This is a genomic window from Xanthomonas sp. NCPPB 3174 (assembly GCF_056725205.1).
This window is the reverse complement of sequence record NZ_CM161517.1, coordinates 3,533,479-3,558,066: the sequence shown is the minus strand read 5'-3', so window position 1 is coordinate 3,558,066 and position 24,588 is coordinate 3,533,479. Positions and strand designations below refer to the sequence as shown.

Here is a 24,588-nt window from a genome sequence, read left to right as displayed (position 1 = left end):
ATCGTATGCCGACGATGCGGGCAATGCAGATGCCCGGCGTTCGCGCGTACATGCCCGCACTTGCGCGGCGCATGGCGGCAGTGCTTATCGACCGCGTCGCTCGCCGCTGCCGTCCAGCAGGTCGCGTGGCCGTAGCCGGCGGTGCGACGCGTGGTGCGGGTCATGCGTACAGCGCGCACGCGCACAACGCGATGGCGACGCAATGGCACCGAAAATCCTGCGGGACGTGCGTTTGCGAGGCGACGTCAGCGGCGGAAGACGGTGCGGCATTCGCGCGAGGCGAACATGCGTGCGTCGCTGCACTCGCCACCCCTCGTGACACGCTGTGCCGGCACGCTGGTGGCGCCGTCGCCGCGCTCCTCGGCAAACGCCAGGCAAAGAAAAAGCCGCTGGCGGACCAGCGGCTCTTTCAGGACTGCAAAAAGCAAGAAGTGATTACTTCTTGGCTTCCTGAGCAGCGTCCTTCGCCTTGTCGGCGGTGTCTTCCGCAGCCTTGGCGGTGTCGGCAGCCTTGTCGGCAGCGGCATCGGTCGGGGCAGCGGCGGCAGCGGCCGAAGCGTCGGCAGCGGTGTTGGCGGCGGTCGCGGCGGTGTCGGCAGCGGCCTGAGCGGCGTCGGCGGTCTGGGCGCCGGCGGCAGCCGACTGGTCGGCAGCAGCCTGGGCGTCGGTGGCGGCTTCGTTAGCCGACTGCGCGGCGTCCTGGGCCTGCTCCTGCTTCGAGCACGCGGCCAGGGCCAGACCCAGGGCCATTGCGATCAGCAGCTTGTTGATGCTCATTGTGTCTATCCTCGTCGTTTAGTTAGGCAACGCGCGAATGCGCGCCCTCAACATGATGACAAGCCAAAGTCGGCTGTCAAGCGCACGCGCATTCATTTTTGTGTTTCAGGGGTTAATCCCAATCAAATCAATTCGATGGCGACCGCTGTCGCTTCACCGCCACCGATGCACAGCGTCGCGATTCCGCGGCGGCCGCCACGGCTGCGCAACGCATTTAGCAATGTCACCAGCAGGCGCGCGCCGGAGGCGCCGATCGGATGGCCGAGCGCGCAGGCGCCGCCGTGCACGTTGACCTTGGCGTGGTCCAGGCCCAGTTCCTTGATCGGCACCATCGCCACCACGGCGAAGGCTTCGTTGATTTCGAACAGGTCGACTTGGTCCAGGCTCCAGCCGACCTGGTCGAGCAGCTTGCGGATCGCGCCCACCGGTGCGGTGGTGAACCACTCCGGCGCCTGCGAGAAGGTCGCGTGGCCGACGATCCGCGCCAGCGGCGCGACGCCACGGCGGGCGGCCTCGTCGGCGCCCAGCAGCACCAGTGCCGCGGCACCGTCGGAGATGCTCGAGGAACTGGCCGCGGTGACCGTCCCGTCCTTCTTGAACGCCGGCTTCAGCGCCGGGATCTTGGTCACGTCGGACTTGCCCGGCTGCTCGTCGCTGTCGACCTGCACTTCGCCCTTGCGGGTGGCGACGGCGACCGCAACGATCTCGTCGGCGAAGGCGCCATCGCGCTGCGCGGCCTGCGCGCGCGTCACCGATTCGATCGCGAACGCGTCCTGGTCCTGGCGGCTGAAGCCGAACTTCTCCGCGGTGGCCTCGCCGAACACGCCCATCGCCTGGCCATCGTCGGGATTGGTCAGGCCGTCCCAGGCCATGTGGTCAACCGCCTGGAAGTTGCCGTAGCGGTTGCCGGTGCGCGAGTTGGGCAGCAGGTGCGGCGCGTTGCTCATCGATTCCATGCCGCCGGCGACGACGATGCTGGCCGAGCCGGCCTTGATCAGGTCGTGGCCCAGCATCACCGCCTTCATGCCCGAGCCGCAGACCTTGTTGATGGTGGTGGCGCCGGTGGCGTCGGGCACGCCGGCCGCGCGCGCGGCCTGGCGCGCCGGCGCCTGGCCGAGGTTGGCCGGCAGCACGCAGCCCATGATGACTTCGGAAACGTCGGCTGCGGGGATGCCGGACTGCTCCAGCGCGGCGCGGATGGCCGCGGCGCCCAGCGTCGGCGTGGGCACGCCGTTGAACTGGCCCAGGAACGCGCCGATGGCGGTGCGCTTGGCCGCGGCGATGACGATCTCGGTCATGGCAAACCCTTACGAAAGTAGTGTTCCGATTATCTGCCGCGGCGCGGGGTCTTGCCAAATCGCAGGGACCCGGGGCGGCCGTCCCGTGGGCGATGTTTCGGTGTAGATTGGCGTGGGTCATCGCCGTCGACGGCCGATGAATGGGAATGGCACCGGACGGTGCGGCAGATCAAGGGAGAGGGGAACGACATGCGGGCATTGATGACACGGTCGCTGCTGGCGGCCGCGGTGGCGGTTGCGCTGACCTCGTGCGGTGGCGGCGGTGGCGGTGGCGGCAATCTGATCCATGGCAGTCCGCCGACGTCGCCACCTCCGACCTCGCCGCCGCCGCCCCCACCGCCGCCGCCGACGTCGCCTCCCCCGACCTCGCCGCCGCCGCCCCAGCCGGCGTTCGACGCGCACCTGACCCTGACCAATACGCTGGCCGCGCACAACGCCGGCTACGACGGCAGCGGTTACCGCATCGGCGTGGTCGATACCGGCGTCAACCGCAACCATCCGGCGCTGGCCGGACGGGTGGTGTCGAACCTGATCTACGTCGATCCGAGCCAGAACAACACCAAGGTCGACGACGTCGACGGCCACGGCACCACCGTGGCGCAACTGGCGGCGGGCAAGTCGGTCGGGCAGTGGCCGGGCGGCATCGCGCCGGGCGCGCAGATCGTGTCCGCGCGCATCATTTCCGACACGCCGCCCAAGGACGACGGCAGCGGCAACGGCAACCAGGTCAGCGGCGGACTGGGCCTGACCCAGGTGCACCAGGACCTGATCAATGCCGGGGTCAAGGTGATGAACAACTCCTGGGGCGGCATCTACTGGACCGACCTGAACTCGACCAACGCCATCGCCGACGAGTACCGTCCGTTCGTGCTCGGCAACGGCGGCCTGGTGGTGTTCGCCGCCGGCAACGAATCCAAGGCCACGCCCTCGGACATCGCCGCGCTGCCGAGCAAGGCCGGCCCCAACGGCACGCTGCCGGCGGCGGACCTGGAGCGCGGCTGGCTGGTGGTGGCGGCCACCGATTCCACCACCGGCACACAGCTGGCCTCGTATTCCAACGCCTGCGGCGCGGCGATGCGCTACTGCCTGGTCGCGCCCGGCACCGAGGTGTTCGTCGATCCCAAGGCGACCACCTCCACCAGCAACCCCGACTACTACTACGGCAGCGGCACCTCGTACGCGGCGCCGCTGGTGTCCGGTGCGGCGGCGCTGGTCTGGCAGGCCTTCCCGTATTTCAACAACGACCTGGTCCGGCAGACCCTGCTCGGCACCGCCACCGACCTGGGCACGCCGGGCGTGGATGCGACCTTCGGCTACGGCCTGCTCAACGTCGGCAAGGCGGTGCAGGGACCGGGCCGCTTCGACTGGGGCGATGTCACGGTGGCGTTCACCGGCAGCTCGACCTGGGGCAACGACATCGCCGGCAGCGGCGGCCTGATCAAGCAGGGCAGCGGCACGCTGACCCTGAGCGGCACCCAGAACACCTACAGCGGCGACACCCAGGTGCAGGGCGGCACGCTCAGCGCGGCCAGCCTCGGCAGTTCCAACGTGGCGATCAGCAACGGCGCGACCTTCATCGGCACCGGCGCGCTCGGCGGCAGCGTCGCCAATGCCGGCACCTTCCAGGTCGGCGCGGCCACCCTGAGCCTGAGCGGCAACTACGTGCAGAGCAGCAACGGCCGCCTGGCCCTGCTGGTCGGCGACAAGCTCTCGGTCGGCGGCAGCGCCGTCCTGCAGGGCGGTTCGCTGTACGTGCTGGGCAAGCGCGACTACGTGGTCAACAACACCGCATACACGGTGCTGCAGGCCAACGGCGGGCTCACCGGCACCTTCGCCTCGGTGACCACGCCGTCGAACGTGTTCCTGACCTCGTCGCTGTCCTACGACGCCACCAGCGCCTCGATCACCGTGCAGTCGCTGAGCGTCACCGCCGCCGCGGCCAGCTTCGGCAACATCACCGCGGCCACCCTGGCGTCGGCGACGCGCGTGGATGCGGCGTTCGCGCAGCTCAACACGCAGCTGAGCCAGGCCCCGGCCACGGTCGACGGCGCCCTGCTCAAGGCGGCCGGCGCGGTGCAGCAGTCGCCGAGCGTGGCGGCGGCGTCGGCGACATTGCGCAGCCTGTCCGGCGAAGCGCATGCCGCGGCCACCGCGATGACCTTCGACACCATGGACCTGCAGCGGCGCGCGCTGTCCAGCCGCTTCGACACGCTGGTCGACCAGCCGCGCGCGGTCGGCGCCTGGAGCCAACGCCTGGGCGAGACCGGGCAGGGCAGCTTCGCCGGCAGCCAGTTCCAGCTCGATGGCTGGCTGATGGGCCAGGACCTGCGCCTAGGCGAACACGCGGTGGCCGGCTTCGCCTTCGGCGAAAGCCGCGCCAACGACGCCGGCGGCCTGGACCGCAGCCGCAACCGCCAGGTGCAGGGCCAGGCGTACCTTGGCGCGGTGGCCGGCGACGCCTACGCGCTGGCGCAACTGGGCAGCGGCCAGTACCAGCGCCAGCTCGACCGCAGCCTGCTGCTCGGCGACACCGTCGCCGACGCGTCCAGCCGCTATGCCGGTCGCTTCCTGTCTTCCAGCGTCGAGGTCGGCTATCGGTTCGGGCGCGGCCCGGCGTGGCTGACGCCGTATGCCGGCGCCGACTACAGCCGCATCGACAGCGATGGTTTCCGCGAACAGGGCGGCGATGGCTTCGGGCTGATGGCCGGTGCCGCCAGTTCTTCGCGCAGCCAGGCATTGGCGGGCCTGCGGGGCGGATTCGGCGGGCGCGGCTGGTCGCTGCAGGGCTATGCCGAGTGGCAGCAGACGCTGGCCACGCAGGGCCTGGACCGGCAGGCCAGCTTCGTCGGCGTGAACGCCTGGGCGCCGCTGGTGGACCTGCAGCCGGCACGCTCCGGCGGCCTGGTCGGCGCCAGCCTGCAAACGCGTTGGAACGGGGCGCTGCTGGGCTTGGGCTACGACCAGCGCTTCGGTCCGCGCGGCGACGACCGCGCGGTGTCGGTGAACTATCGTCTGGGCTTCTGAACCACGGTCCCCGCGCCGGCGCATGCTGCGCCGGTTCGGGGTCGTCGATCAGTCAAGCAGGGCCGGGACGTCCCAGCCCTGCGATCTGCGGCTCTTCCGTCTGCGGTGCAGGCGGTGCGTGGCGTCACTCGCCGCGCAGATGGCCCATCGAGCGCGGTGCGGTGCGGCCCAGCGGCAGCTTGAGCTTGCCGATCGCCTGCATGCGCGCCTCGGCGATGCGGTCGGCGGCCTGTTGCGGCGGAATGTTCTCGCGCTCGGACAGGTCGAAGATCTTGCCGAGGTTGTGGTACATGCTGCGGATCAGCCGCATCGCGCGTTCGCGGTTGTAGCCGTCGATCTCCAGCGACACGTTCATCACGCCGCCGGCGTTGACCGCGTAGTCCGGCGCGTAGAGGATGCCGCGGCGGTGCAGTTCCTCGCCGACCGCGGGATTGGCCAACTGGTTGTTGGCGGTACCGCAGACGATCTTGACCTTGAGCCGCGGCAGCTTGGCCTCGTCGAGCGCGCTCTCCAGCGCGCACGGGGCCAGCACGTCGGCGGCGACGTCGTAGATGTCGTCCGGGTCCACCGCCTCGGCGCCGTACTCGGCCACCGCGCGTGCGACCAGCGCCGGATCCAGGTCGGTCACGTACAGCTTGGCGCCGCGTTCCTTCAGCAGCTTCACCAGCTCCATGCCGATGTGGCCCAGGCCCTGCACGGCGATGCTGGTCTTGCCGATCTCCTCGTGGCCGAACTTGCGTTGCAGCGAGGCCATCAGCGCCTGCAGCGCACCGTAGGCGGTGAACGGGGCCGGGTCGCCGGAGCCGCCATGCACCTGGTGCACGCCGGTGACGTACTCGGTCTCCAGGTAGATCTGCTCCATGTCGTTGACGTCGGTGCCGACGTCCTCGGCGGTGATGTAGCGGCCGCCCAGCGAATCGACGTAGCGGCCGAAGGCGCGGAACAGCGCTTCGGACTTGTCGCTTTTCGGGTCGCCGATGATCACCGCCTTGCCGCCGCCGATGTTGAGCCCGGCCAGCGCGTTCTTGTAGGTCATGGTGCGGCTGAGCCGCAGCGCGTCCTGCAGGGCGGACTCGGTGTTGGCGTAGGGGCGCATGCGCACGCCGCCCAGCGCCGGGCCGAGCACGGTGTTGTGGATGGCGATGATCGCCTGCAGTCCCACGTCGCGGTTATGGCAGAAGACGACCTGTTCGTGGCCGGTGTTGGCTAGCGTTTCGAAAAGCATGGGGGCTCCGCTGGCGTTGCAGGTGTCGGGCACCATGGTCCAGGACCGTGCCTGGGGGTGGCGCAAAACAAAAACGCGACGGTTCCGGAACAGGCCCTGAGCGTCGCGATGGCGGCATTTTAAAGCAATTGCCGCCGGCCCGGTGCGATGGCGTGGTGGCCGGCCGGTGCAGGCATCTCGCGGCGCTGTGCGACGCCACAGGCGGTATACCCGTGTTCGCCGGGGGAGTGTGCGTGGCGGGAGAGGGCGGTTTTGGTGCCGGGCGCACAGGGGCGGGCGGCGCGATGTGGCCCGGGCCGGTCCTGCGGTCGCGGTGACCGGCGCTGGTGCCGTAGGAGGGGCGCACGTTGGCGCCATGGGCGGCAGCGATTGTTGAGGCCTTGCCGCGGCCCTGCACGCGGCGGCGGCGTTGCCCGCGATCGCCGCCATCACGGCGATCGCGGGCCTCGTTTGGGGGAACTGGGACTAGTGACGTGCCCAATAGCCGGCGTGGAAGCGATAGGCGGGGCCGTAGTGCTCCCAGCGCGGGCCGACGTAGACGTAGCCGGGCCGTTCCACCACGTAGCGGCCGGCGACCCAGACGTGGCGGTGGCCGTTCCACCGCCAGTAGCCGGGCATCCACACGTAGCCGGGCCGCACCACCACCCGTTCCACGATCGGCGGCGGTGGCGCGGTGCGGACCGACAGTTCCACCACTTCGCGCGCCTGCGCGGGCGCGGCGGCCATGCCACCGGCGAGCGCGCCGCCGAGCAGGGTGGCCAGCAACAAGGGACGAGCGAACATGCGATGTCTCCGAAGGCATCGGCGGGGCGCCGACGCGGGAGGAAACGCCGCCACCGGCACGGGTGTTGACGCGCGGCCGAGGGCGTATTCATGCAGCGGATAGCCATGTGCGACGTCGCGCACGCGGTTTGCCGCCCGCGTGCGGATGCTGCAGCGCAACCTGCCCGTGTCGCGCTGCACGCCTAGAATCGCGGCATTCTCTTTTCGATGTCCGCACGATGAGCCTTCCCGCGTCCCGCGTTCCGTTGCCGCAGACCGACGCCAGTCCCCTGCGTTTCGTCACCGCCGCCAGTCTGTTCGACGGCCACGATGCGGCGATCAACATCATGCGCCGCCTGATCCAGGCGCAGGGCGCCGAGGTGATCCATCTCGGCCACAACCGCAGCGTCGAGGACGTGGTGCGCGCGGCGCTGCAGGAGGATGCCGACGCGATCGCGCTGTCGTCCTATCAGGGCGGCCACGTGGAGTACTTCAAGTACATGGTGGACATGCTGCGCGAGCGCGGCGCCTCTCATGTGCGGGTGTTCGGTGGCGGTGGCGGCACCATCACCCCGGAGGAGATCGCCGAACTGCAGGCCTACGGCGTGGAGCGCATCTACCACCCCAACGACGGCATGAAGATGGGCCTGGTGGAGATGATCGAGGACGTGGTGGCGCGCGCCGGGCACGGGCGCGAGACCGCGGCGGAGGCGCGTGGCGCGTCGCCGGCCGGCTCCTCCCTGCCGGACATCGACGACGAGATCGGGATCGGCCGGATGCTGTCGGCGATCGAGGACGGGGCGTTCTCGGAGGCGGAACTGGCGCTGTTGCGCAAGCAGTGGCAGTCCGGCACGGCGTCCGCGGCCGAGTCGCGCAGCCGGCGCGCCGCACCGGTGCTGGGCCTGACCGGCACCGGCGGTGCCGGCAAGTCCTCGGTCACCGACGAACTGCTCAACCGCTTCCTGGCCAGCTTCCCGCAGATGCGCATCGCGGTGGTGTCGGTCGACCCCAGCCGGCGCCGCACCGGCGGTGCGCTGCTCGGCGACCGCATCCGCATGAACGCGCTGCGCAGCCCGCGCGTGTACATGCGCTCGATGGCCACGCGGCGCCAGCACGCCGCCACCAATCGCGTGCTGAAGGACTGCATCGCGCTGCTCAAGGGCATCGGCTACGACCTGGTGATCGTGGAGACCGCCGGTATCGGCCAGAGCGATTCGGAGATCGTCGATCTGGTCGATTTCCCGGTGTACGTGATGACCAGCGACTACGGTGCGCCGAGCCAGCTGGAGAAGATCGACATGCTCGACTTCGCCGAGCTGGTGGTGCTGAACAAGTACGACCGGCGCGGCGCCGAGGACGCGCTGCGCGACGTGCGCAAGCAGTGGCGGCGCAACCGCGCGGCGTTCCAGCTGGAGGACGAGGCGGTGCCGGTGTATCCGACCATCGCCAGCCAGTTCAACGACCCCGGCGTGAGCTGGATGTTCGTCAATCTGTGCCGCCTGCTGCGCGACAAGCTGACGGCGCAGGTCGATGCCGCCGCTGGCCCGCCGGCGCACTGCGATTTCCGCCCGCAGCTCGACACCACGCTGAAGGAGCCGCGCGCCACCGTGCTGATCCCCGGCGCACGCGTGCGCTACCTGGCCGAGATCGCCGAGCAGGGCCGGGCGCTCAATGCCGGTGTGCTGCGCCAGGCCGAGGCCGCCGACCGCGCGCAGGCCTTTTGGCAGGCATTGCACGAACTGCAGGATCCGCAGCTGCCGGCGCAATTGGAGCTGTATGCGGCGCAGGACCTGCTGCCGGCGTCGCGCACGTCCGGCGATGCTTCCGCGGACGCCGTGGACGCGACCCTGCTGTTGCTGCGCCAGCGTTACAACGATGCCTTGCAGTCGCTGTCCAGCGAATCGCTGAAGCTGCTGCGCGAATGGCCGCAGCGGCTGAAGTCGATCACCGATCCAGTCACCGAATACGCGGTGCGCGGCAAGTCGATCCGGGTGGAGAACTACCGGGAGTCGCTCAGCCACCAGTCCATTCCGAAGATCGCCGCGCCGCGCTACAAGAGCTGGGGCGAACTGCTGACCTTCCTCGGCAAGGAGAACCTGCCCGGCAGCTATCCGTACACCGGCGGCGTGTATCCGTACCGGCGCACCGGCGAGGACCCGATCCGCATGTTCGCCGGCGAGGGCACGCCCGAGCGCACCAACCGGCGCTTTCATTACCTGAGCGTCGGCCAGCCGGCCGCGCGCCTGTCCACCGCCTTCGACAGCGTCACCCTGTACGGCGAGGACCCGGCGCCGCGTCCGGACATCTACGGCAAGATCGGCAACTCCGGGGTCAACATCCCGACCCTGGACGACATGAAGAAGCTGTACTCCGGCTTCGACCTGTGCGCGCCGACCACCAGCGTGTCGATGACCATCAACGGCCCGGCGCCGATGATCCTGGCGATGTTCATGAACACCGCCATCGACCAGCAGGTGGAGAAGTATCTGAAGGCCGACACGCAGCGCTGGGCGCAGGCCGAGCAGACCCTGGCGCGGCTGTTCGAGGGCCGCGAACGCCCGCGTTATCACGGCGAGCTGCCGCCGGGCAACGACGGTCTCGGCCTGGCCCTGCTCGGGGTCAGCGGCGACCAGTTGCTGGATGCGCAGACCTATGCGCAGATCAAGGCGCAGACCCTGTCCAGCGTGCGCGGCACGGTGCAGGCCGACATCCTCAAGGAGGACCAGGCGCAGAACACCTGCATCTTCAGCACCGAGTTCGCGCTGCGCATGATGGGCGACATCCAGCAGTATTTCGTCGAGCACAAGGTGCGCAACTTCTACTCGGTCTCGATCTCCGGCTATCACATCGCCGAGGCCGGGGCGAACCCGATCAGCCAGCTCGCCTTCACCCTCAGCAACGGGTTCACCATCGTCGAGTACTACCTGGCGCGCGGCATGCACATCGACGATTTCGCGCCGAACCTGAGCTTCTTCTTCAGCAACGGCATGGATCCGGAGTACACGGTGATCGGCCGGGTGGCGCGGCGGATCTGGGCGCGGGCGATGCGCGAGCGCTACGGCGGCAACGAGCGCAGCCAGATGATGAAGTACCACATCCAGACCTCCGGCCGTTCGCTGCACGCGCAGGAGATCCAGTTCAACGACATCCGCACCACGCTGCAGGCGCTGTACGCGCTGTTCGACAACTGCAACAGCCTGCACACCAACGCCTACGACGAGGCGATCACCACGCCGACCGAGGAAAGCGTGCGCCGCGCGGTGGCGATCCAGATGATCATCAACAAGGAGCTGGGGCTGAACTTCTGCGAGAACCCCTGGCAGGGCAGCTTCATCGTCGAGCAGCTCACCGACCTGGTCGAGGAGGCGGTGTACAAGGAGTTCGAGGCGATCAGCGAGCGCGGCGGCGTGCTCGGCGCGATGGACACCATGTACCAGCGCGGCAAGATCCAGGAAGAGAGCCTGTACTACGAACACAAGAAGCACGACGGCAGCCTGCCGCTGGTCGGGGTCAACACTTTCCTGCCCAAGGAGCATGCCGGCGAGACCGCGACCGAGATCGAGCTGATCCGCTCCACCGAGCAGGAAAAGGACCAGCAGATCGGCAACGTGCGCGACTGGCAGCAGCGCCGCAACGCGCTGGCGCTGGCCGCCGACGGCGCCGGCCTGGGCGCCCTGCAGCGCACCGCGCGCGAGCGCCGCAACGTGTTCGCGGCGCTGATGGAGGCGGTCAAGACCCATAGCCTGGGCCAGATCAGCCATGCGCTGTACGAGGTGGGCGGCGAGTATCGGCGCAACATGTAGCGCCCACGGGTGCAGGTGCCGCCGACGCCGTCGGCGGCGAGCATGCCTGTCGCGCGCCTCGCTGCGGCAGGCGTGCGTCGCGCAGGCGGTCGCGTGCCCGCATGCGGCCGTCTTGCGGCCGCTGTCGCGACAGGCCCATAGTGGCGTATCGACACACGGGGAGGTTGCCGATGAAAGCCTGGGGAGCGTTGTGGCTGATCGCATGCACGGCGGTGGCCGGCGCAGCGGAACCGGCCGATGACGGCGCGGCGGGGCCGCTGTTCGACACCGTCGCGGCGCTGGATCAGCGCCTGTTCGATGCCTACAACCGCTGCGACCTGGCCGTGTTCGAGTCCATGTTCGTGCCGGACGTGGAGTTCTACCACGACACCGGCGGTGTCACCCGGGACCGCGCGAGCGTCGTCGACAACACGCGCAAATGGATCTGCGGCAAGGTCCGCCGCGAACTGCTGCCCGGCACGTTGCGGGTCTACCCGGTCAAGGACTTCGGGGCGATCGAGGAAGGCGAACACCGCTTCTGCGAACTGGCCAGCGGCCGCTGCGAGGGCATCGCCAGGTTCGTGATGGTGTGGCGCCAGGACCCGGACGGCTGGAAGCTGACGCGGGTGCTCAGCTACGGCCATCGCACGGTGTCCGCGCCGGCGCCGCCCTGAGCGCGCGCCGTCCCGTCGCCGCCGAGAGGCGAGTCGGCGTGCGTCCCTGGGCTTGGGCCCGGATCGACCGCGCACGCTGCGCGGTGCGCTGTCGAGATCGGCGCAGCAACTGGACGGGGCGCTGGCGGACGTTGCGGCACGCCGCTTGCTTGCCATCGGCTGGTGCGATCGCGCGTTGTCCATGACCGCCTGACGGAGGTCGGCGGCCGCGTGACGCCGACGTTGCGCAGAAACCCGCGCGGCGTGCTTGAATGACATGGCGCGCCGCATGGGCGCGCACCGGTGGCCGGGCGCGGGGACCTGGCGATGTTTTGCGGATGACGACGATCGTGCCGATCATGTGGATTGCCATCAGTGCGGGTGTGCTGGTGCTGGGAGCCGGGCTCTGGTGGTGGCTGCGCCGTGGCGAAGGCGATGCGGCCGAGGCGCGGCAGGCGCGCGTCGGCGCCGACGATGCCGACCTGCCCGACACGCAGGCCGCGTCCGCACGCACTGCGCCAGCCGCGTCTGTCGACGCCGTGGAGCCGGGCGTCGACCCGTTCGCCGATCCGGCGCTGCTCGACCTGGAGCCGGTGCCGGACGCCGCGATCCTGGCGCGGCTGTGCGAACTGGCGTTCGCCGGGCGGCCGGTCACTGCATCGGCCGCGGTCGCGCCGGCGGTCATGGCCGATGCCGCCGCGGTGCTGGCGCGCATCGACGCGCATCCGCGCTATACGCCGCGGCGCCCGCATCTGCTGCCGCAGCTCACCCGCGCGATCAACGATCCGGCCGCCGGCGCCCATGCCATCGCCACGATCCTCGGCCAGGATCCGGCGCTGGCCGGTAATCTGCTGCGCATCGCCAACAGCGTCATCTACCGCCGCCATCCCGAGCCGATCGAGAACCTGGAGCGGGCGGTGGCCCTGCTCGGTACCGAGGGCCTGCGCCAGATCGTGCTGGCGGCGCTGCTGCAGCCGGTGATCGTCGACGACGGCAGCGTCTTCGGCCGCTGTGCGGCGGTGCTGTGGGAACACACCCTGCTGTCGGCGCATGCCGCTTCCCAGGTGCCCGACCGCGAGGATGCGAACGCCGCGCAATTGCTGGCGCTGTTGTGCGGACTGGGCGCGGTTTCGGTGGTGCAGGTGCTGCGCGATGTCCATGCACGCCACGCCGAGGCAGCCCCCACGCCGGCGGCGATGACCGAGATGCTGGAGGCGTGGTCGGCGCACTGCGCCAAGGCCATTTCCGCGGACTGGGGGCTGTCGCCACGGGTGCAGCGCGCCCTGGAGGAGCAGTCGGGCGACGCCGATGTCGCCACCATGAGCCCGCTCGGGCTGGCCCTGCGCCGGCATCGCGCCGCCGCGGCCGCCCAACTGGCGGTGCGCTATCGCCGCTAGTGGCGACAGGCGCACGATCGGACGGCACAGGCGAAACGTGCAAGGGCTCGGTAGACGACGCGAGACGCGTTACGACGCAGGGCGCGATCGCAACGGGCTGCTGCGCGGTGCGGTGCTGGGCGCGCAGCGCGAGGGCAGGTGCGGATGAGTGCCGGCGCACAACCCTCCATGCCCTGGGCGGCGCCGCCTTGGCTCGATCTCCTGTTCCGTGGCGTCCGCGGCGTCCTGATGAGCGTGGGGGCGCTGGCGATGCTGGCCGGCTGCTTCGCCCTGGCGCACCTGGTCACGTCCTCGCTGGAGCCGTTCCTGGCGATGCTGCTGTTCCCGCTGGCGGTATTGGCCACGGTCGCCATCCACGAAGGCGGGCATGTGCTGGCGGGGCGGGCGATCGGCATGACCGTGTACCGGGTGCACGTGGGGCCACTGCAGTTGCTCGCGCGCCGTCGCGGCTGGCGGATCCGCTGGCAGCGCCAGCGTCCGGGCGACAACGCGGGCAGCGTGATCGCGGTGCCCAATCCCTACGCGACGGTGCGCCGGCAATATCTGCTGCTGATTGCCGGCGGTCCGCTGGCGAACCTGCTGGCGGCGGCCGGGTGCGGATTGTTGGCATGGCACCTGGGACTGGGCAGCACCAGCGGCGCGTTCTGCACCGGCGCAGCCGCGTTCAATCTGGCAGTCGGGTTGGGCAACCTGGTGCCGTTGCAGAGCGCACTCGGCGGCAGCGACGGTCTGAAGTTGCTCGAATATGCGCGGCGGCGCGATCCGGATGCCCTGTCCGAGGTGCTGGCCGAACTCAATGGCCTCTCGCTGCGCGGCGTCACCGCGGACAAGTTGCCGGCACACCGCCTGGCCCTGCTCGCGGACGGCGATGGCTGGTTTTTCTATGTCTGGTTCACGCTGAAAGCCATGCAGAACCGTGGCGAGTGGGCGCAAGCCGCTGCCCTGCAGCCGGACTTCGAGGCGCAGGTCGCGACGCTGCCTGCGCCGGTCGCCGAATCCTGGCACACCATGATCGCGCTGCTGCGCTGCGAACTCGCGTTCTCGCGGGCCATGGCCGGTGAGGACGCTGCCGATCCCCTGGATGCGGCGCTGACGGCCGACCTCGACTGGGCGGTGCCGGCCTTGCGGCCGCGCTGCCAGGCGCTGATGGCGGCGCGGCGTGGCGACCAGCGTGCCGCACTGGCTGCATTGGCGCGTGCCGAAGCCTTGGCCGAGAACGACGTGGATGCGGCGACGCGGCAGTGCGAACGCGGGCTGCGTGAGGCCATCCGCCAGCGTCTGCCGGTCGCGTCGGTTCCCTGATGGTATCTGCCAGCCGGCGCACGGCCGGCTGGCGTGCATCGCGTTGCGTGCCGCTCAGCGCAGCGGCACGTCGGCCACCTTGTCCTGGTAGTCGCGCTTGGGGTCGATGCCGAACAGCACCTTGATGCCGGCCATCAGGCTCGAACCGTTGAGCCAGATCTGCGCGTGGTCCGGATCCAGGCGCAGCAGCGCCAGCTTGGGATCGTCCTTGCCCTGTTCGTACCAGGCGTCGATGAAGCCGTTCCACAGGCGCTCGATCACCGCCTGGTCGTTGTCGACGCTGAGGGTGCCGCTGATGCTGGCGAACAGATCGTGGTTCTTGGCGCTGAATGCCGCGATCACCCGCTGGCTCTGCGTCAGCTTCTGCACCAGCGCGTTGTCCTTGGAGGTGAAGAACCAGATCGGGCCGCCGCGATCGCCTTCGAACTGCGCGGTCATCGGGCGGGCGTGGCCGTCCTCGACGCCGTCCAGGCCCAGCATCACGGTGCGGTCGGACTTCAATGCCTTCCAGAATTTCTCTTCCAGTTCCTGCGGGCTGGCCATGCGGATCTCCGAGCGGGCGACAGTGCCCGCCTGCACTGTGCCGGGCGGCACGCGCGCGGTCCGTGACGGGAGGGTGGACGCGATGTGCAGAGGCGGTGCGTGCACGCGCAGGTTCCGTGCCTGTTGCTGCAGCACTGCATCGCCAACATGCGGGTCGTGCTGCAGCATGCGTGGTGGCGATGCGTGCACGGCGCGTGCATCCGTGTTTCACCGCGTGCGCATCCCGCGCTGGCTAGTCTCCCGCATCAGCGCCGGCCGTTTGCCGGCGCCAGTGCACGCCGCGACGGCGTGCGCATGTCCTCGTTTCGGGAAGACCGCATCATGATCAAGTGGGCCATCATCATCGCCATCATCGGACTCATCGCCGGCGCGCTCGGCTTCAGCGGCGTGGCAGGCGCAGCGATGGGCGTCGCCAAGTTCCTGTTCTGGGCCGGCATCGTCATCGCCCTGGTGCTGTTCGTGCTGGGCACGATGCTGGCCAAAAAGGTCGACTGAGCGCGAGGCTGGTCATGTCGCGACGATGCAGGTGCGTCGCGCGACAGGTCAATGATGGAAGGTCGCGCTGGGCGGCAGGCGCCTGCCGTGCCGCGATGGTCTAGGCGTCGCTGGCGGTGTCGGCGTCGTTCGGTGCGGCGTCGCCGTCCGCGGCAGGCTTGGCGGCTGCGGCACGCACCTCGCGCTTGCGCGCTTCCTTTTCTTCCTGCTGTTTCTTCTTGGCCAGCTCGCGCTGACGCTTTTCGAAAGAGTAATTGGGCTTGGCCAATGCGCATCTGCCGGTAGGGGAATGCGTCGAGTGTAGCCGGTGTGTGCCACCGCGTGCGAAACGGACAGGCCGCCCGTGTGAGACGGCCTGTCCTAGGCGCAGGTGCGGGAGTACGGCCCTCCCGGACCTTGGCTTACGGGCTCAGGTACTGCTGGATCGACGAATACACGTCGGCGAAGCGCGAGTAGTAGTCGGGATCGCTCGGTGCGCTGCAGTACGAGGTGCCGCCATACAGGCCGCCGCGCAATTGGTAGGCGCCGCTGCTGTTGACGGTGAACAGGCCGGAGCCGGACGAGCCGCCTTCGGTGACGCCGGTGCTCCACTGCACGCGATACAGCGGCGACTTGCCGTCGATGGAGCTGGACAGCGCGGTGACCTTGCCCAGCGAGTACTTCTTGACGTCGCCGGCCGGGTGGTGGATGCCCTCGATCGCGGTGCCGGTGGAACCGATCGCCGAACTGCTCCAGCCCGCGTAGAACGCGCCGCTCGGCGGAGCGCTCTTGAGCTCGAGCAGCGTGGTGTCGCGGGTGGTGTTGGTATAGCGCAGGTAGGCGCCGCCGCCGAGCGTGGTGTAGTTGGAATTGACCGTGGAGCCGCCGCACGTGGTGGCGTCGTAGAACCAGTAGGTCTGCAGCGTATTGGCCACGGTCTGGGTGCTGATGCAGTGCGCCGCGCTCCAGAACATCGCTTTCTTCGGCGAATTGCTGTTGTTGAGCAGGGTGCCGGTGCACAGGTAGGTGCTGCCGCCGCTGGTGAAGGTCATGCGCGCCACCGACTTGGCCGCCGAGGTGAAGCCGGAGGTCGGATTGGCGCGGCAGACGATGTCGCGCTCGCACGAATCGCTCTCGCCGATCATCGGCCGCATCATCGTGTCGCTGGCCACCGGGCTGATGTCCAGGTGCGAGAGCTGCGGGATCTTCAGCGCGAAGCCCTGCGGGTACTGGCCGGCCGGCAGCTCGATCTCCACCACCATGCGTGCGCCGGCGATCACCGCCGACCAGCCGGGCTGGCTGTCGGCGAAATCGGCGCCGCTCTGCTGGAACACGCGGCCATCCTCGCCGGCGAAGCGCAGCGTCGCCTTGCGCGGATCGCCGGGCTGGGCGCCGCTGCCGCTGAGTTGCAGCGCGGCGCGCAGCGCCTGCGCATTGGTCGAGACGATCTCGAAGCTGGTGACCTGCGCGCCATTGGGCAGGGTCTGCCAGGACAGGCGGCGCAGGTTGATGTCGGGCTTGGCGACGTCGCGGGAAAAGCCGATCTGCAGCGGCTGGCCGTTCTTGACCTGTTGCCCGCGTGCCTGCTTCATCGCCGCCGCCTTGCTGCTGTCGGGCGCGGCCAGTTCGATCAGGCGCGGCGCGTGTGCGCTGCCCGGGGTGAGGCTGCGCAGCTCGGCGCCACCGAGCGCGGCGGCATCCGGGCGGGCTTCGACCGGGGCGGAATCCATTTCGGCTGCTGGGGGAGTGGCAGCCATGGCGACGGGGGACAGACTGGCGATGCCAGCCAGCAACGCCAGGTACAACGCATGCTTGCGATTCATCGATCTTCCTTTTGCGAAGAGGGACGAGACCATCCGGCAGGGGACCGGATGCCATTGCACCCGAGTTCAGGGTGCCTGCCGAGGCTACGGGCGACGCCCCCACGATTGCGTGCCAGGCGTCACGCTCGGAAGGCCGGTTTCGTAGACAGCTGCTCACATTGCGTGTGATGGCGCGAAAGAAGCGCTTCGCGCTGCTGGCACGTCGGTGCGTTTCATCGTGCCGCGCAGTGGACGCGAGGCGGCGCTATTTGCGTGGTGACGCGGCGACAGCGGTGGCGGCGCGACACGGCCATCTGATCGACGCGACAGGCGTTCGCCAGGCGATGCTGCGCCGTCGGCGTCGCCTGGCGTGTCCCCCCTTGCGCGCGCCCATCACCGCAGTAAGAGACCCTTCGGGCGCGCCAGGCCGCAGTCTCGGCGCGGTTGCAACCTTTCTGTAAGCTTTCCGACAAATTTCAGTAGATTCAATTACTTAAATCGGGGCGCGTTGTGCTGCAACGCAGCTTGCATCGATTCAAATTCGGCCTATAACGCTGGCGTCACATATATGAACCTTTTGTTCGTGTATGCACCGCTTCGCGGACGGCCCGCGCGAGGCCAGGGGGCTAGGGCGGGCTCGGCACATCTCGAACATCGATCGCTCCTGTGGGGGGAGACCAGTGAACAGAATCGCTTTCCGGCGTGGACTCATCGCCAGTTCCGTTGCGCTCGCCCTGTGGGCGCCCTCTGTCATGGCGCAATCCGCGCCCGATGACGCGGCCACGCCCAGTGGTGCCGGCAAGGCCGACAAGCCGGTCGAACTCAAGGCGGTGACGGTCACCGGATCGCTGATCCCGCGCGTGGAGGTCGAAGGCCCTGCGCCGGTGGTCACCATCACCGGCGAAGAGATCAAGAAGCAGGGCTACACCACGCTGTGGGAATTCCTCGACTCGCTGCCGCAGGTGGGCCAGCAGGTGTCCGACCCGGCCTCCTGGGGCTCCAGCTCGGTCAATGCGCGCTCGGTGAACCTGCGCGGTCTCGGCCCCGGGTTCAGCCTGCTGATGATCGACGGCCATCGCGTGGTCGACTACCCGCAGCCGCTCAACAAGCAGAGCAACTTCCAGAACTTCAACAACATCCCCACCGGGATGATCGATCACATCGAAGTGCTGGCCTCCGGCGCGTCGTCGATCTATGGCTCGGATGCGGTCGCCGGCGTGGTGAACGTGATCCTGAAGAAGGACTACCAGGGCAACCAGTTGCAGGTCACCCTGGGCGGTGCGACGCGCGGTGGCCGCGACTACGGCGACATCAACTACGTCGGCGGCCGCGCGGGCGACAACTGGCACGTGACCTACAACCTGGAGCACTCCAACCGCAGCGCGCTGTGGGGCATGGACCGGCCCTACCAGGATTCGGTGGCCGACGCGGGCTACGGTGCCTGGGGGCCGGCCTCGCGCATGTTCGGCTACCAGTACGACGCGGCCGGTGCGATCGCCCTGTCGGCCACCGACGCCAACGGCCGCTACATCACGCCGCCCGCCGGCACCTGCGACAAGTTCAGCAACTCGCGCCTGACCCAGTCGCACTCGGTGACCACCAACGGCACCCAGGTCACCGGCGTCACCGACAACGGCTTCTACTGCGCGCAGCCGGCGCTGTTCCAGAACTGGGTGCTGACCCCGGGCAGCATCAGCAACAGCGGCTATCTGGCGGGCGAGTACGATTTCCAGAACGGCCTGCAGTTCTACGGCTCGGCCGCGCTGTACCAGACCGTGGGCATCTCCAACACGCAGCTCAACGTGTTCAGTGCCGGTCCGTTCTACGACCAGACCACCGGGCAGACGGTCAACCAGGTGATCCGCCAGCTGACCCAGAAAGAGATCGGCGTCAGCGCCAACACCTACGACCGCGAGCGCAACTGGAACCTGCAGGCCGGCCTGCGCGGCACCGTGTTCGACGGCCGCTTCAACTGGGACCTCAACCTCAACACCCAGAAGTACATCGTCCGCGAGGAGTTTACCGGCTACAACGCGCAGGCCACCAACAACTTCTTCCTCGGCCAGCAGCAGGGCACTACCGCCGACGGCCTGCCGATCTACGCGTTCAACTGGCAGCAGTTCTGGAACCCGATCACCCCGCAGCAGTACGACCAGTTCGCGGTGACCGGCGTGAACACCGCTTCGTCCTGGCTCGACCAGGCGCAACTGCGCGTCAACGGCGACCTGTTCAAGCTGCCCTGGGCCGATCGGTCGGTGGGCTGGGCCGCGGTGTTCGAAGCGGCGCACAACGGCTTCAAGCTGTCGCCCGACCCGCGCGCGGCCGATCCGTCCACCTTCCAGAACCCGTTCGGCGCCTATCTCACCGGTGCCGGCACCCGGCAGCGCTTCTCGCTGGGCACGGAGTTCCGCTTGCCGGTGCTGGACACGGTGACCTGGACGCTGTCCGGTCGCCTGGACAAGTACAACGACGCCAGCCGTGCCGACATCGCCCGTACCTGGGGCTCGGGCCTGGAGTGGCGTCCGTACGACGGGCTGTTGCTGCGCGGCAGCTACGGCACCAACTTCAAGGCGCCGGACATGCAGGCCATCTACCTGACCGGTTCGACCTCGCCGGTGGGCTTCTATGCCGACCCGCTGCAGTGCGTGAACGCGATCAAGGCCGGGCAGAACAACAACACCTGGTGCAACAGCGTGCAGCGCCCGACCTCGCAGTACTACACGCTCTACACCAACGGCAGCCGCCTGCTGCTGCCGCAGACCGGGCATTCCTGGACCTACGGCTTCGTCTGGCAGGTGCCGGGCGTGCAGGGGCTTTCGGTGTCGGCCGACTACTGGAACATGGGCGTGGACAACGCCATCCAGTACCTGGGCCAGGACACCGTGCTGGCCGACGAGGCCGGCTGCCTGACCGGCCTGAAGCCGAACGGCACCTCGGGCCTGTCGCCGTACACGGCGCACGTGGCCGGATCGGAGTACTGCCGGATGGTCACCCAGATGGTGACGCGCGACGCCAACGGCCAGATCGTGTCGGTGCAGTCGGGCCCGATCAACGAAGCCTCGCTGTACGTGGCCGGCGTCGACGCGACGCTGGACTACAAGTTCCACACCGACGGCTACGGCGACTTCCGCGCCGGCATCAACTACACCAACAACCTGTCGTACAAGCAGCGCGTGCTGGCGTCGGATCCGTTGCAGAACACCCGCTACCAGAACGTGGCCAGCCGCATGACCTGGATCGCCGACTGGACCAAGGGTCGTTGGAACGTGTCGATCTCCGGCGTGCGCAACGGGCGGATGCGCGCGCCGAACTACGCCGGCTGCGACGTGCTGCCCAACGGCATCCAGCCCAGCATGGTCACCGTGTCCAATGGCGGCGAGACGATCTCCACCGGCGTGTGCCAGGTCACCCAGGACGGCAACCAGGTCACCGTGCAGGACACCACCTACCGGGGCCATGCGCCGGCGTGGATCACCTGGAACGGCTCGGTCGGCCTGCAGATCACGCCGGATCTGCATGCAAAGCTCGCCGTGTCGAACATCTTCGACAAGGTCGGTGCGATTCCGTACTACGCCGGCGGCTTCGAGTTCGTCACCACCGGGCAGACCGCGAGCGAGTACAACGGCCGGGAAATGTTCCTGACGCTGGACTACACGTTCAACTGAGCAACACGCCGACAGGCCGGCGGGCTTCGTGGAAGCGAAGCCCGCCGGCTTTTTTATGCCCGCGCGAGGCGGTGCGTTCCAATCCAATTCAACATCGCCCCTCCCGCTTGCGCAGGAGAGGCGATGGACGCGTTACGGCGAGCGCGGGCTGCGCTCAGCGCCGGTTCGACGGCACGAACTTGTACAGCTTGTTGACCCCGGTGCCGAAGTTGAAGCGGCTATAGCCGGCGCCCCAGTACACCGCACCGTCGACGATCGCCGGTGCGCTGGACACCGAGCCGCCGGCGTCGAAGCTCCACAGGGTGGCGCCGGTCTTGGCATCGAGCACGGTCATTGCGCCGGACATCGAGCCGGCATAGACCAGGCCCGGCGACGACGCCAGCGGGCCGCGGCCGCCGGCGCCGAACGCGGTCTGCACCGGGTCGGTGCCCGGCACCTTGACCTGCCAGAGGATCTTGCCGCTGGCCGCATCCAGCGCGGCCCAGGAGCCGGCGTTCCAGGTCTCGGTGTTGCCCGGCGCCAGCGTGTACGGCGTGTGCTCGTTGTTGTTGATGGCCACGTACACGCGACCGGAGAACGGATCCACCGACGAGCCCCATTCGATGCCGCCAGCGGTGCCGCCCGGGCCGACCTGGGTCGACCACACGGTCTGCCCGCTGTCGGCGTCGAAGGCCCAGTACACGCCGCTCTTCTGGCCGGCACCGACCAGCGCCTGCGGTTTGCCGTTGCGGATCGCCGTGAACAGGTTGGCGCCGCCGCCGCTGAAGTCGTAGTCCGGTCCCTGCGGGTCCTGGCACAGGCCATTGGTCGGCGCGACCAGGCACGACAGCGACCAGGCGTCGGCGCCCTGCAGGCGGCGCGTCCACACCGGCTTGCCGCTGCGCATGTCCAGCGCCAGCACCGAGTCGACGTAGTTGTCCGGCGCCATGCAGGCCAGTTGCGCGGTCTTGTCGCCGTTGGCGTTCTTGACGCAGCTGGCGACCTCGGTCGGCACCGAGTAGTTGTTGCCGGTGGTGGCGTAGACGCGCTGGCGCAGCGGATCGATCGCCAGCGTGCCCCACACCGACGCACCCGTGTAGCCCTCCGGCGTGGTGCGGAAGCTCCACAGCAGCTTGCCGGTCTTCAGATCCAGCGCGGCGACGCTGCCGCGGAAGGAATACTTGTAGCCGGCGCTCAGTCCGCCCCAGTCGCCGGAGGACACGCCGACGTAGACGCGGTCGCCGTAGATCACCGGCGAGGCGGTGATGCGCGCCTGCGGGTTGGACTCGACCAGGGTCTTCCACAGCAGCTTGCCGGTGGCCTTGTCGATCGCCAGCACCGTGCCGCTGGCCTGGTCGCCGACCAGCACGCTGTCGCGCGCGATCGCCGGGCTGTTGCGCGACAGCGAACCGGCGATGCCGGTGTAGTCGGCCAGCTTCACCTGCCACACCGCCTTGCCGAGGTCGGTGTCGATGCGATACAGCTGGCCGCCCCAGTCCGGCACGTACAGCGCCGTGCCCTGCACGGTCGGCGTGGCCGAGACGTCGCCTTGCGTGGTGAAGGTCCACGCGGTCTTCAGACGCGCGGCGTTGAACGGGGTGATCTGCCATTCGCCGGGCGCGAAGCGGGTGTTGAGGAAGCCGCCGCCGGCGCTGTCCCAGAGGCTGTGCGTGGCGAACGGCGTGCCGCCGGAGAACGTGCTGCGCCATTGTGCGCTGGCGGCGCTGGTGTCGGTCGTCGCCGCTGCGGTGCCTGCGGACTGCGCCATCGCCATTGCGCTGAACATCAAGCCGGGAATCAACGCCAGCCGCAGGCGGGAGTGGTTCTGGTGTGCATCACGCGTTTTCATGGATGTCCTTCGGGCTTGGGAGTGAGGATCCCCCCGTCACGTCCGCGGCCATCCTAGAAGCGGAAATCCTTGTGTGTCATGTACTTACGAAAAAGTTAGGGCGTTCGCAAAAGGTTGCGCCGATAGCGAAAAACGATGGTGACGGCATCGCGTTGTCATCGGCGCGGCGCGCGCGTGACGCATGTCGGTGCACGGTGCGATGGCGGTCGCAGCCCTGTGTTGCAGCGCATCGACCGTGCGCCACGACGCACCTGGCGATGAGCTGCGGCGATATGCGCCATCGATGCTGTCGGCGATAGCCGCAGCGTGAGCACGGGCTGAATCGCATGCGATACGGCGCAGTCGCAGCGGCGCTGCGGCAGCGCCGCATGGGCAATACGGAGGGTTGGTTACACTGTGCGATCACCGTTGTCTGCACAAGGAATGCCTCGATGAAATGCCCTTCGCTGTTGTCCCTCGCCATCGCGCTGTGCGCCACTGCCGCCGGCGCCGTGCAGGCGGCAACGCCCACGTCCACCGCGGCGCTGGAGGGCAAGGTCGATGCGCTGTACACGCGTGCGCCGGACACGCTCAAGCCCGACGAAGTGAAGGCGATGCAGCAGCGACTGCTGGACTGGGCGCAACTGCAGCGCTATCGCGCCGACAATGCGGCGCTGCCGGCGCCGGCAGCGGACGCGCCGCGTGTGGTGTTCTACGGCGATTCCATCACCGACGCCTGGGGCCGCCGCGAAGGCACCACGTTCTTCCCCGGCAAGTCCGCCTACGTCAATCGTGGCATTTCCGGGCAGACCACCGCGCAGATGCTGGTGCGCTTCCGCCAGGACGTGATCGACCTGAAGCCGGCGGTGGTGGTGATCCTGGCCGGCACCAACGACCTAGCCGGCAACACCGGGCTGTCCACGCTGGAGATGATCGAAGACAACTTGCGCTCGATGACCGAACTGGCCCAGGCCCACCACATCAAGGTGGTGCTGGCCTCGGTGCTGCCGGTCACCGACTATCCGTGGCGGCCGGGCCTGCAGCCGGCACAGAAGGTGCGTGCGCTCAATGCCTGGATGCAGCAGTACGCGCAGCAGCAGGGCGCGGTGTACCTGGACTACTACAGCAAGCTGAGCAACCGCGACGGCGGCATGGACAAGACCGTGGCCATCGACGGCGTGCACCCCAACAACGCCGGCTATGCGGTGATGGCGCCGCTGGCCGAGCAGGCCATCCAGCGCGCGCTGGCAAAGCCCTGAGCCACGTGCGCTCCTAGCCCCTCTCCCCCCGGGAGAGGGGTTGGGGTGAGGGTACGGTCGCCGGCAACAACGATCGGCGAGGCCGCACCCGCACTCCCTCAGAACCGCTCGCCCTCCGGCAAATAGCGCCACTCGCCCGGCGCCAGCTTGCCCAGCGAAATCCGGCCGATGCGCAGGCGACGCAGCCCCGTCACCTGCAGTCCGACCTGCGCGCACATGTCGTGCAACTGGCCCGGCTGCACGTGCTTGATCGCAAAGCGCAGGCGCTGTTCGCTCTGCCAGCTGACCTTGCACGGCGGCAGCGTGCGCTGGCCATGGCGCAGGCCGTGCGCGAGCCGGTGCAGGCCATAGGGCTGCAAGGTGCCGCTGACCTCCACCACGAACTCCTGCTCCAGCGTGGCCGCGTCCTCGCTCAGCCGCCGCAGCACGCGGCGGTCCTGGCTCAGCACCAGCAATCCGCTGGCGTCGGTCTCCAATGGCAGCGGCAGACTCAGGCGCAGGAAATGGCGCTTGAGCACACGCATGTCGCTGGCATCCAGCGCGCTGCGGTGGCCGGGCGTCGCCAGCGCGAGCGCGTCTTCGGCGCGCATGCCGGCCGGCTTGTGCAGCAGCAGCGTGACCGGCTGCGCCGGGCCGAGTTGCGCGTCCGCCGCCAGCGTCACCTGCTGGGTGGTGATCGGCGTCTGCGGTTCCTCGACCACCTTGCCGTCCACGCTGACCCAGCCGCCCTCGATGTACTGCTGCGCCTCGCCGCGCGAACACGGCAGCAGGGCAGCGAGATGCTTGTCGAGACGGACGGGGCTGGACATCGGCAGTAC

General features: G+C 68.9%; 17 protein-coding genes. 8 read left to right on the top strand and 9 right to left on the bottom strand.

Annotated elements, in window-relative coordinates; translation table 11 throughout:
* Nucleotides 1-435: 435 nt before the first annotated feature.
* Nucleotides 436-777 carry a hypothetical protein gene (locus tag AC1PK7_RS15405; RefSeq protein ID WP_010342298.1) on the bottom strand — a complete coding sequence of 114 codons (342 nt, stop codon included), beginning with the start codon at nt 775-777 and terminating at the stop codon, nt 436-438.
* A 122-nt stretch (nt 778-899) separates the two neighbouring features.
* Entirely contained in the window at nt 900-2,075 is a 1,176-nt protein-coding gene (locus tag AC1PK7_RS15400) for a thiolase family protein (protein WP_010342299.1), read from the bottom strand.
* Nucleotides 2,076-2,276: 201 nt separating this feature from the next.
* Here AC1PK7_RS15400 and AC1PK7_RS15395 point away from each other — a divergent pair, with 201 nt between their 5' ends.
* Nucleotides 2,277-5,099, top strand: a complete 2,823-nt coding sequence (locus tag AC1PK7_RS15395; protein ID WP_481098700.1) for a S8 family serine peptidase — start codon at nt 2,277-2,279, stop codon at nt 5,097-5,099.
* A 124-nt stretch (nt 5,100-5,223) separates the two neighbouring features.
* On the opposite strand, the gene AC1PK7_RS15390 is transcribed toward AC1PK7_RS15395, so the two are convergent.
* Entirely contained in the window at nt 5,224-6,324 is a 1,101-nt protein-coding gene (locus AC1PK7_RS15390; RefSeq protein ID WP_010342303.1) for a Glu/Leu/Phe/Val dehydrogenase dimerization domain-containing protein, read from the bottom strand.
* Between the two features lie 465 nt (nt 6,325-6,789).
* A complete protein-coding gene (locus AC1PK7_RS15385; protein WP_041500459.1) occupies nt 6,790-7,107 on the bottom strand; it encodes a YXWGXW repeat-containing protein in 318 nt (105 codons plus the stop codon).
* Nucleotides 7,108-7,325: 218 nt separating this feature from the next.
* Here AC1PK7_RS15385 and AC1PK7_RS15380 point away from each other — a divergent pair, with 218 nt between their 5' ends.
* The 4 genes from AC1PK7_RS15380 (at nt 7,326) to AC1PK7_RS15365 (ending at nt 14,220) form a co-directional block, all read left to right on the top strand.
* A complete protein-coding gene (locus AC1PK7_RS15380) occupies nt 7,326-10,889 on the top strand; it encodes a methylmalonyl-CoA mutase family protein (RefSeq protein WP_481098699.1) in 3,564 nt (1,187 codons plus the stop codon).
* Between the two features lie 170 nt (nt 10,890-11,059).
* Nucleotides 11,060-11,542 carry a nuclear transport factor 2 family protein gene (locus AC1PK7_RS15375; protein WP_481098698.1) on the top strand — a complete coding sequence of 161 codons (483 nt, stop codon included), beginning with the start codon at nt 11,060-11,062 and terminating at the stop codon, nt 11,540-11,542.
* A gap of 317 nt (nt 11,543-11,859) precedes the next feature.
* Nucleotides 11,860-12,918: an HDOD domain-containing protein gene (locus AC1PK7_RS15370; protein ID WP_481098697.1), complete on the top strand. Its 1,059-nt coding sequence runs from the start codon at nt 11,860-11,862 to the stop codon at nt 12,916-12,918.
* 228 nt (nt 12,919-13,146) lie between these two features.
* Entirely contained in the window at nt 13,147-14,220 is a 1,074-nt protein-coding gene (locus AC1PK7_RS15365) for a zinc metalloprotease (protein ID WP_481098696.1), read from the top strand.
* Nucleotides 14,221-14,274: 54 nt separating this feature from the next.
* Here the strand turns inward: AC1PK7_RS15365 and AC1PK7_RS15360 are convergent, their stop codons facing one another.
* Nucleotides 14,275-14,763, bottom strand: a complete 489-nt coding sequence (locus AC1PK7_RS15360; RefSeq protein WP_010342308.1) for a pyridoxamine 5'-phosphate oxidase family protein — start codon at nt 14,761-14,763, stop codon at nt 14,275-14,277.
* A 321-nt stretch (nt 14,764-15,084) separates the two neighbouring features.
* Between AC1PK7_RS15360 and AC1PK7_RS15355 the strand changes: the two genes are divergently transcribed.
* A complete protein-coding gene (locus AC1PK7_RS15355) occupies nt 15,085-15,258 on the top strand; it encodes a DUF1328 family protein (RefSeq protein WP_010342309.1) in 174 nt (57 codons plus the stop codon).
* Between the two features lie 100 nt (nt 15,259-15,358).
* On the opposite strand, the gene AC1PK7_RS15350 is transcribed toward AC1PK7_RS15355, so the two are convergent.
* On the bottom strand, nt 15,359-15,526 hold the full coding sequence (locus tag AC1PK7_RS15350) for a hypothetical protein (RefSeq protein WP_481098695.1): 168 nt from the start codon (nt 15,524-15,526) through the stop codon (nt 15,359-15,361).
* 133 nt (nt 15,527-15,659) lie between these two features.
* Nucleotides 15,660-17,060, bottom strand: a complete 1,401-nt coding sequence (locus AC1PK7_RS15345; protein WP_481098694.1) for a trypsin-like serine peptidase — start codon at nt 17,058-17,060, stop codon at nt 15,660-15,662.
* A gap of 731 nt (nt 17,061-17,791) precedes the next feature.
* Between AC1PK7_RS15345 and AC1PK7_RS15340 the strand changes: the two genes are divergently transcribed.
* Nucleotides 17,792-20,704 carry a TonB-dependent receptor domain-containing protein gene (locus AC1PK7_RS15340; protein WP_481098693.1) on the top strand — a complete coding sequence of 971 codons (2,913 nt, stop codon included), beginning with the start codon at nt 17,792-17,794 and terminating at the stop codon, nt 20,702-20,704.
* Nucleotides 20,705-20,858: 154 nt separating this feature from the next.
* Here AC1PK7_RS15340 and AC1PK7_RS15335 read toward each other — a convergent pair whose 3' ends face one another.
* Entirely contained in the window at nt 20,859-22,457 is a 1,599-nt protein-coding gene (locus AC1PK7_RS15335; protein WP_481100906.1) for an outer membrane protein assembly factor BamB family protein, read from the bottom strand.
* Between the two features lie 506 nt (nt 22,458-22,963).
* Between AC1PK7_RS15335 and AC1PK7_RS15330 the strand changes: the two genes are divergently transcribed.
* Nucleotides 22,964-23,770, top strand: coding sequence for an SGNH/GDSL hydrolase family protein (locus AC1PK7_RS15330; RefSeq protein WP_481098692.1), 807 nt, complete (start codon nt 22,964-22,966; stop codon nt 23,768-23,770).
* A gap of 98 nt (nt 23,771-23,868) precedes the next feature.
* Here the strand turns inward: AC1PK7_RS15330 and AC1PK7_RS15325 are convergent, their stop codons facing one another.
* Complete coding sequence (locus tag AC1PK7_RS15325; protein WP_481098691.1) at nt 23,869-24,579, bottom strand: rRNA pseudouridine synthase; 711 nt, start codon at nt 24,577-24,579, stop codon at nt 23,869-23,871.
* Nucleotides 24,580-24,588 lie beyond the last annotated feature (9 nt).